Source organism: Planktotalea sp. (genome assembly GCF_018607995.1).
Lineage (GTDB): Bacteria > Pseudomonadota > Alphaproteobacteria > Rhodobacterales > Rhodobacteraceae > Planktotalea.
Map to the genome: position 1 here is coordinate 105,170 of NZ_JABBAL010000034.1, position 9,197 is coordinate 114,366.

The 9,197-nt window shown below is 54.0% G+C and carries 8 protein-coding genes; 7 read left to right on the forward strand and 1 reads right to left on the reverse strand.

Annotated features, from left to right (window positions below):
* Positions 1 to 37 precede the first annotated feature (37 nt).
* From QZ280_RS14795 to QZ280_RS14825, 7 genes are all read left to right on the forward strand, one after another.
* Positions 38 to 2,473 (forward strand): FAD-dependent oxidoreductase, encoded by a 2,436-nt coding sequence (locus tag QZ280_RS14795; protein WP_293445575.1) that lies wholly within the window; start codon positions 38 to 40, stop codon positions 2,471 to 2,473.
* A 376-nt stretch (positions 2,474 to 2,849) separates the two neighbouring features.
* On the forward strand, positions 2,850 to 4,115 hold the full coding sequence (locus QZ280_RS14800) for an FAD-dependent oxidoreductase (RefSeq protein ID WP_293445578.1): 1,266 nt from the start codon (positions 2,850 to 2,852) through the stop codon (positions 4,113 to 4,115).
* The gene (locus QZ280_RS14805; protein WP_293445581.1) at positions 4,112 to 5,095 is read left to right on the forward strand and encodes a TRAP transporter substrate-binding protein; all 984 of its coding nucleotides are present in this window, start codon (positions 4,112 to 4,114) and stop codon (positions 5,093 to 5,095) included. Before QZ280_RS14800 ends, QZ280_RS14805 begins: the two co-directional genes overlap by 4 nt.
* Positions 5,096 to 5,162: 67 nt before the next feature.
* Positions 5,163 to 5,855, forward strand: a complete 693-nt coding sequence (locus tag QZ280_RS14810) for a TRAP transporter small permease subunit (protein ID WP_293445584.1) — start codon at positions 5,163 to 5,165, stop codon at positions 5,853 to 5,855.
* Positions 5,852 to 7,153, forward strand: a complete 1,302-nt coding sequence (locus tag QZ280_RS14815; protein ID WP_293445587.1) for a TRAP transporter large permease subunit — start codon at positions 5,852 to 5,854, stop codon at positions 7,151 to 7,153. The genes QZ280_RS14810 and QZ280_RS14815 overlap by 4 nt, the downstream gene beginning before the upstream one ends.
* Entirely contained in the window at positions 7,126 to 7,824 is a 699-nt protein-coding gene (locus QZ280_RS14820) for a hypothetical protein (protein WP_293445590.1), read from the forward strand. Before QZ280_RS14815 ends, QZ280_RS14820 begins: the two co-directional genes overlap by 28 nt.
* 10 nt (positions 7,825 to 7,834) lie before the next feature.
* The gene (locus QZ280_RS14825; RefSeq protein ID WP_293445593.1) at positions 7,835 to 8,815 is read left to right on the forward strand and encodes a 2-oxoglutarate and iron-dependent oxygenase domain-containing protein; all 981 of its coding nucleotides are present in this window, start codon (positions 7,835 to 7,837) and stop codon (positions 8,813 to 8,815) included.
* 79 nt (positions 8,816 to 8,894) lie between these two features.
* On the opposite strand, the gene repC is transcribed toward QZ280_RS14825, so the two are convergent.
* Complete coding sequence (gene repC / locus QZ280_RS16515) at positions 8,895 to 9,116, reverse strand: replication initiation protein RepC (RefSeq protein ID WP_365734827.1); 222 nt, start codon at positions 9,114 to 9,116, stop codon at positions 8,895 to 8,897.
* Positions 9,117 to 9,197 lie beyond the last annotated feature (81 nt).

Below are 9,197 nucleotides of genomic sequence, written 5' to 3' on the forward strand. Positions count from 1 at the left end.
TCCCTACAGTCACACGTATGAACAAAAGGGACCTATCATGAAAACGCGAACGCGCGTCGCTGTTATTGGTGGCGGCATTGCCGGCTGCTCTACGCTTTATCATCTGACCCAAGAGGGTTGGGGCGACGTTGTTCTTATTGAGCGTGATGAGCTGACCTCTGGCACCACATGGCATTCCGCGGCGCAGGTCACTAATTTTGGCATGAACCAGACGATGGTTGGCCTTAAATCCCATTCCGTCGCACTTTATAAGAAGCTGCGCGATGATCCTGAGTATCCTGTTGGATATCACCACGGCGATGGCGGCATTCGTTTGGCAAATACCGAAGAACAAATGCTGGGGTATCGTCACTTCGCCTCCATGGCGCGGGGGATGGGTGTGGAATACGAAGTGCTCGACGCGGAAGAATGCGCACGGCGCCATCCGTTGATTTCGACGGACAATTTATTGGGCGGTCTTTGGGACGGAGAAGACGGCGACATTGATCCCGCGCAACTGTGCCAAGCACTGGCGTTTCATGCGCGCAAGGCGGGCGCAGAAGTGTATCGCCACACCAACGTGACCGCGCTTACCCAGCACAAGGATGACACTTGGACGGTGGAGACCGACAAAGGCAGCATTGACGCAGATATCGTAGTCAACGCCTGTGGTTACCGCGTGAACGAAGTGGGCGCGATGATGGGTGTGCATCATCCTGTGACGTCGATGGAGCATCAGTATTTCATCACTGAAGACATCCCCGCGATTGTGGAGGCAGGCCACCGCATGCCCCTGCTGCGGTGCCCGATTTCGGACTACTATTCGCGTCAGGAAAAGAACGGCTTGCTCGTTGGGTTTTATGAGCAAGATTGCAAAACATGGGGTATGGACGGGATCAGTCCAAGCTTTGCCAATGATCTTTGCCCCGATGATCTGGACCGCGTCATGGACGTGCTAGAGGGCGCGTTTGAACGTATGCCAGCGCTGACCGAAGTGGGCATTAAGCGGGTCGTTAACGGCCCGATCACCTACACGATTGATGGCGCACCTTTGGTCGGTCAGATCCCCGGCAAGCGCAATGCGTTCTGCATCATCGGCCTGCGCGCGGGTGTTGGTGAAGGCGGCGGACATGGGTGGTTACTCGCCCAGCAAATCGTGCATGGCGAGGCGCAGTATGACACGTGGTGCATCGATCCGCGCCGCTTCACGGGGCATACGAATGTTGAGCTGACTGCGCTGAAGGCGATTGAAGATTATCAAAACGAGTTCCGCTTTCACTTCCCCAATGAGCATCGCCCCGCAGGACGTATGGCAAAGACCACGCCACTGACCCCTGTACTAGAAGCAGCAGGCGCCGAATTTACAATCGTCAATGGATGGGAACGCGTCGAGTTTATGAAGCCTACGCCGGATTTCCACGTCACGCATGGCTTCCACTATGACGAAAGTTTTCCCATTGTTGGGGCTGAAATTGATGCGGTGCAAAACGCGGTCGGCCTATGCGAAGTTAACGGCTTCAACCGGTTCGAGATCACGGGCGAAGATGCCACTGGCTTTCTTGATCGGATGATCTGTGGACGCTTGCCACGCAAACAGCGCCGCGTGGGTCTGGCCTATCTTCTCAATGATCATGGCATGCTGAAAGCGGAAGCGACGATTGCGAACATCCCAGCAAGCGATCGCGGACCCGCGCGCATTTGGTACGGCTCTGCCGCCGCGTCTGAATTTCATGATATGGATTGGCTCAGCCAGCATGTTGGTGCCGATGAAGACGTTCAGATCAAATCGCTCACGAATGATCAAACCATTCTTGTTCTCGCAGGACCAAAGGCGCGTGCAGTGATGCAAATGGTCAGCCGCGAAGACTGGTCCAAGGAAGGCTTTCCGTGGTTGTCCGTGCGCGAGTGCTTTATCGGCTTTGCGTCCGCGACAGTTATGTCAGTCAGTTTTTCTGGTGAACACGCCTATGAAATCCACGTACCGAACGCCTCGCTTTATGCGGCCTACACAGCGCTGAAGGCAGCGGGCGAAACCCATGGCTTGCGCCTGTTCGGTGCACTCGCGGTGGAGTCCATGCGACTGGAAAAAGGGTATTTGCATTGGAAGGCAGACATCCTGACAGAGTTCGACCCATTCGAGACTGGTTTGGATCGCTTCGTGCAGATGGACAAGGCAGATTTCGTGGGCAAAGCGGCGCTTGCGAAGCGTGTTGAAACGGGTGCCAGCAAACGTTTGATCACGATGGTATTGGCCAAGGATCACGCCCCCGCACATGGTGGTGCATCAGTGATGGATAGGGACGCAGTTGTTGGAACTGTTACCTCTGGCGGCTACGGCTACCGCGTTCAAAAGAACCTCGCTTACGCCTTTGTCGAGCCTGCTTTCGCGCCTGTTGGTACTGCTATCAAGATTGATATCTTGGGTGAGTTGATCGATGCAACGGTTGTTGATCCAGCGCTTTATGACCCCAAAATGACGCTTGTGCGCGGTTAGAATTGGGACCCATTAGTGGCCGAAATAGGCCTCTGTCAGCTTGGGATCATCGCGCAGTTCTTTTACGGTACCGTTCACTTGATTTTGCCGGATTCTAGCACGTAGAGCCGCTCTGCGAGCGTCATCGCAAAGTTTGCGTTCTGCTCGGTGGTCACGACTGTCGTACCAAACTCGTCTATACCCTTTCTTTCACTAGAACAGACGCGGTTTGTGGCGGCGTTGGCATTTGCACTCAATACGTTCCTGAAGCATCTGTATGATTCCTAAATGGTAACTAGTCAGTAAAGTTTTTTATTTTGTTGCAGGAACCAAGGAGAATGGCTTGTGCGCGGCTCATAAAACGTGATCCTGTTGCGTCAACGAGAGGAATAAAGTCATGCAAATCTTGGTTGCAGGAGCAGGGATCGTCGGGATCTCCACCGCGATCTGGTTACAACGCGCAGGTCACAGCGTTACGCTTGTGGATCGTACAGGACCAGCAAGTGGAACCAGCCACGGCAATGCAGGTGTGCTTGCGGCGGGTGCCGTTGTTCCCGTCACCACGCCCAGCCTGTTCAAAGCCGCGCCAGGCATGTTGATGCGGCGCGACTCTCCGCTGTTTCTGCGTTGGAGCTATTTGCCGAAACTGCTGCCCTTCCTTGCCAAGTATATGCGCCACGCAAACGACGCGCATGTAGATGTTTACGCCAACGCTATGTCCGCACTTTTGCACGATACCTATGATCAACACATGGCCCTAGCCAAAGGCACACCAGCAGAGCGATTCATAGGCTCCGAGGACTATTGCTTTGGCTATCAAACCCATGCGGACTACCTCGCTGACAGCTATGGTTGGGGCAAACGCGACGCGGCGGGTGTCACCTATGAGGTCGTCTCTGGTAAAGACTACGCCAAAGAAGACCCCGCTTTTGGCGAGGCTTTTGAAACCGTTGTGCGTTGCAAGAACCATGGACGTATTTTGGACCCCGGTGCCTATGTGACAGCGCTCGCGGATCACTTTGTGTCAAAGGGTGGCACGCTCCAGATTGCAACGATCAATGATCTGGAGATGGCGGGCGACACGATCGTCGCTTTGCACACCTCTGACGGACGCCTGACTGCGGATCGCATTGTTTTCGCACTTGGTCCCTGGTCGAAAGAGATCGCCCATAAGCTGGGTGTCAAAGTCCCGTTTGAGAGCGAACGCGGCTATCACATCGAACTTATCAACCCCTCACAAATGCCCAAAAATCCAATGATGGTCGCCAGCGGTAAATTCGTGCTGACCCCGATGGAGGGACGCCTGCGCGCCGCTGGCGTGATTGAGTTTGGCGGGCTTGAAGCAGGTCCAAGTAAAGGCCCTCTTGATCTCCTAAAACGTCAGATTGACGTGCTGTTGCCTGACGTAACCTACGACAGCATTGTGGAATGGATGGGTCACCGCCCTGCGCCTGCCGATAGCCTGCCATTGATCGGCGCCAACGATAGGCACGGCAAAAGCTATTCGGCCTTTGGGCATCAACACGTTGGCTTGACAGGTGGTGCAAAAACGGGTCGGATCATCGCTGATCTCATTGATGGTAAAAAGCCAAACATTGATTTGGCACCATTTGATCCGCGGAAATACGCAAGGACCTACAAAACGTCTGGGAGGACATTATGACTTTAGCAAAATTCACAGTCACGGCGCTTGTCGGCGCAATGGCAGCAAGCACAGCTTTCGCTGACGGCCACGCGCAAAAGTGGGATATGCCGATGGCCTATGCCGCGACGAACTTTCACTCCGAGCATGGTGTGGTCTTTGCTGACAAAGTGCGCGAGCACACAAGCGGCGCTATCGACATTACGGTTCACGCGGGCGGTTCGCTCTTTGGTGGCGGCGATATCAAACGCGCAGTCCAAACCGGCCAAGTGCCAATCGGCGAGCGTTTCATGTCCGCACACGCGAACGAAGCCCCTCTGCTTGGTTGGGACAATGTTCCGTTCATCGCAACAACGTATGAAGACAATGCCAAGCTTTGGGCAGCTGCGAAAGACGCAGTGAACGCACAGCTTGCGGATCAAAACCTTGTGGCGCTTTATACATGCCCATGGCCAGGCCAGGGTTTCTACTTCAACAAAGAAGTTAAGACATCAGCCGACACGCAAGGCATCAAGTTCCGCTCATACAACTCTGCAACAGCGACCTTCGCGGAAGAGTTGGGCATGATCCCAGTACAAATCGAAGCGGCTGAGCTCAGCCAAGCGCTTGCTACGGGCGTTGCGTCTGCGTTCATTTCATCTGGTTCCACAGGCTACGACCGCAAAGTCTGGGAGCACCTGTCCCACTACTACAAGGTCAACGCATGGCTGCCACGCAACTATGTGATGGTGAACACACAAGCCTGGGACGCGCTCGACACAGAGGTACAAGCGGGTGTTCAAAAAGCCGCTGACGAAACCGCAGCAAGCTGTGCCGCGAAATCCGCAGAGCTGTCAAACTTCTACTTTGACGAGCTGGCCAAAAACGGCATGAGCGTTGAAGATGCAGGCCCAGAGTTCCTTGCAGAACTTGAAGCGATTGGCGCAAAGATGACAGCAGAGTGGCTCGAAACAACAGGCGACGCGGGTCAGGCGATCCTCGACGCATACAACGCAAACTAAGCGTATCGGCAAGCCTTTGCATCACGCTTAGGCTTGCCCCTTTTTACCCAACACCGAGACATTCACAATGCGCGACTGGTCGCCCGTCATGGGCCTTCCCCTCTGGGTTTGGCTTTTCGTTCTTCCCAGCTTGATCGCTGTACTTTGCTATATCGCAGGTCCACGGATTGAACGGCTGTTACGCCCAATCTGGCGCATCTTGGATGGCGTTTACTTTGCAAGTGGCGTGATCGCAGCATGTTTTATGGTGACAATCCTTTTGCTTATCGTGGCCCAAATGGTGGCGCGTTGGACAGGCGTCGCCCTGCCCGGCACCACAGAATTTGCGGGCTACGCGATGGCCGCGACATCATTCTTTGCGCTATGTCACGCGATGATGCGCGGCGCGCATATCCGCGTCTCGATCATCTTGAACTCAACCGCTTTTTTGAAAAAATGGCTCGATATCTTCGCGGTGTTCGCAGCCGCCGTGATCGCCACATATTTCGCACGTTTCGCCATCAAAGCGAACGCCTTCTCCGAAATGCTAAATGATCGCACACAAGGGCAAGATCAGATCCCTGAATGGCTGGTAAAGCTTTTCCAACTTGATTTTGCGGGTGCATTGGAGGGTGGGTCCACGCTCGTTTATACCCCTATATGGATTCCGCAACTTGCGATGTCCATCGGCACAATCCTTTTGGCGATCGCCCTTTGGGACACGCTGACCCGTTTGCTTGTCACTGGCAAAAATCCCATTCAATCGGAGACAGTCGAATGACCGAAGCCTATGCAACAATCGTCTTTCTCTTCGTTCTTTTCACACTTCTCGGGTCGTCTATTTGGATCGGTCTTGCCCTAATGGGCGTCGCTTGGGTGGGCATGGAAATGTTCACCGTACGCCCCGCGGGCGATGCGATGATCACCACGATCTGGACTAGCTCCAGTTCATGGACATTGACGGCACTGCCGTTGTTCATCTGGATGGGTGAAATCCTCTATCGTACCCGATTATCGCAAGACATGTTTCGCGGGTTAGCCCCTTGGATGCGCTGGTTGCCGGGCGGTTTGCTGCATACAAATATCGCGGGCTGCACGATCTTCGCGGCTGTTTCCGGCTCTTCCGCCGCGACGCTGACGACGGTCGGCAAAATGTCGATCCCAGAGCTGCGCGCGCGTGGCTATCCTGAGTATATGATCATCGGCACACTCGCTGGTGCGGCCACTTTGGGTTTGATGATCCCACCCTCACTGACCCTTATCGTTTATGGCGTGTCGATCAATGAAAGCATCATCAAACTCTTCATGGCAGGCATCATTCCGGGCCTCGTTCTTGCGAGCCTATTCATGGCCTACATCATGGCATGGCATTTCTTTCGCCCCGAGCAACGACCAGAACCGGAACCCTCGATGAGCTTTGCCAAGATGCTGGCAGAAAGCCGCTTTTTGATCCCCGTCCTGTTGCTTGTCTTCGCAGTCATTGGATCGATGTATTTCGGCTGGGCCACCGCGACTGAAGCGGCGGCGGTCGGTGTTCTAGGCTCCCTCACCCTCGCAGCATTCCAGCGCTCGCTCTCGCCCTCTGTCTTCCTCGAAAGTCTCATGGGCGCCACACGCACCTCTGCAATGATCGCGCTGATCCTGATGGGCGCTGCGTTCCTATCTCTGTCCATGGGTTTCACAGGTTTGCCCCGCGCTTTGGCCGCGTGGATTGATCAAATGCAGCTCTCGCCTATCACGCTGATCGCGGCACTCACGGTGTTCTACATCATCCTTGGCATGTTCCTTGATGGCATCTCATCCGTCGTTCTGACCATGGCCATTGTAGAACCGATGATCCGCCAAGCCGGTATCGACGTGATCTGGTTTGGTATCTTCATCGTGGTTGTGGTTGAAATGGCGCAAGTAACACCGCCCATCGGGTTTAACCTCTTCGTGTTGCAAGGCATGACGAAACACGAAATCGGCTACATCTCCAAAACCGCGATCCCAATGGTCGGGCTAATGCTGCTGATGGTGATCATCCTTGTCGCCTTCCCAGAGCTTGCCACATGGCTGCCCAACAACATCCGACAATAGCGATGCCGCCAGCGGTAACGGTCCTACAGCTCGACACGGACTTCCCGCGTATTGCGGGGGATGTGGGATCGCGCGCGACGTATCGCGATAATATCGAGATCATCCGCATTAGGGCTGCAACAGTTGCGAAAGTCGTCACTGACACGCCAGATCAGATTGATATTGCCCCATTTGAAACGGCGCTTGGATCTGCGAAAGGTGAGGTAATCGTCACCTCTTGTGGCTTTCTTGCCTACTGGCAAAACCACCTTGCGTCGCAGACATATAAGCCTTTCATTAGTTCGGCTTTAGTAGCGCTTGAGACGCTCTCACAAAGCTATTCGCCTGAGGAACTTCTTATTCTCACGTTTGATGCGGATAGCTTAAACGTATCCCATCTTGGCCAACACAAAGCCTATGCAAGCAGCATTCTTGGCCTGCCGATAACCTGTCATTTACGCCAGGTTGTTTCCAACAATCTCACCCATCTCGATGCTGATCTTGCCGGCGCTGAAATCGTCGCGCATGTCAGCAAACATCTTACGCCAAAGCATCGTCATATCTTATTGGAATGCACCAATCTGCCCCCTTACAAAGCTGCGCTAGCTCGGCAAACTGGTCTTCCTGTTACCGACATTCTCACCTTGATCGAATTAGCACGCGCGGGCACGATCCAACCAGATTTTCTATGAAAGCAGCACTATGACGTCTCAAGACTTCGCCGCCGCCAAAACCATCAGTGAAATCCCTGTCATCGACATTTCAAGCGCGATGGATGGTACAGACCTTGCCAAAGTCGCGCGCAAGATCCACAGCGCAGCGACGGGGTCTGGCTTCTTCTACATCAAGAACCACGGCATTGATCCCGCGTTGATGGCGCAAGCGTTTCAAGTCACCAAAGACTTCTTCAACAGCCCACAAGACATAAAAGAGACGATTGCGGTCAACACAGATCAACGCGGCTGGATGAAACCCGGAATGTCACGGCTTGCAGGTTCCAAAACTCACGATTTGAAAGAGGTATTCTTTTGGGGGGCCGAGACCGCGCTTGACGACCCTGATATGGGTAAGCCGCTGGTCGCTGTGAACCAATGGCCCAACGGAGGCTTTCCGCGCCTTCAGACGGAAATCACCCCCTACTATGAGGCCGTGTGTCAGCTGGGTCGCACGCTGATGTCCGCGCTCGCGTTAAGCCTTGAACAGCCAGAGGACTTCTTCAAAGCGGCCTATGCCAAACCGCTCGCGCGGGGGCAGTTGGTTTACTATCCCCCCTCCTCCGAGGCAGATGAAGCCGAAGAACGCTTCGGCGTTGCGCCGCACACCGATTTCGGCGTTCTCACGCTTTTACTGCAAGATCAAAGCGGCGGTTTGCAAGTGCGGGCCAAGTCAGGCGACTGGGTCGAAGCGCCCCCCATAGAGGGAACAATCGTGTGCAACATCGGAGACCTGCTGGCGCGCTGGAGCAATGATCGTTTCGCATCCACCCTGCACCGCGTTATCAACCGCACTAAAAACGCTCGTTACTCAATTCCTGTGTTCTTTGATCCTGCGAGCGATACGGTGGTTGATCCGCGCGATCTGGGTGTTGCCGCAGACGCCTGCAAATATGACCCTGTGAAAGCAGGCAACCATATAGCGTCACGCAATTCAAAGAGTTTTGGACAATTCAAGGCCTCCAAATAGAGACGAGCAGTGATTAGGACCGGCTTGCAATTTTCCAAACCTTTGTTTTATATGATTTAAAAAAGTTGTTAGCTGACAATTACGCATAGGCTGACCCATCATTCAGAATCTTTTCAAGATATAACTGCCCTGCCCGCGCCATTTGTGTCAGCCGTCTTAGATAGCCACCTGGATTAAGGATTGTGCCTAACCTTTCAAGGATACATAGGATCGCGGTTGCAGCACGTTTCACACCCATCACCCGCATTGCTTCTTCAAAGACAGGACGTTCGATGCCAATTGTTTGGTGTGCTCGGAAAATAGGCCATCACTGTAGATATTTACGGTCTCTCGGAACACTTTCTGTAAATTCCCTGATTTGGGATGGAGGAAGTATTCCTGA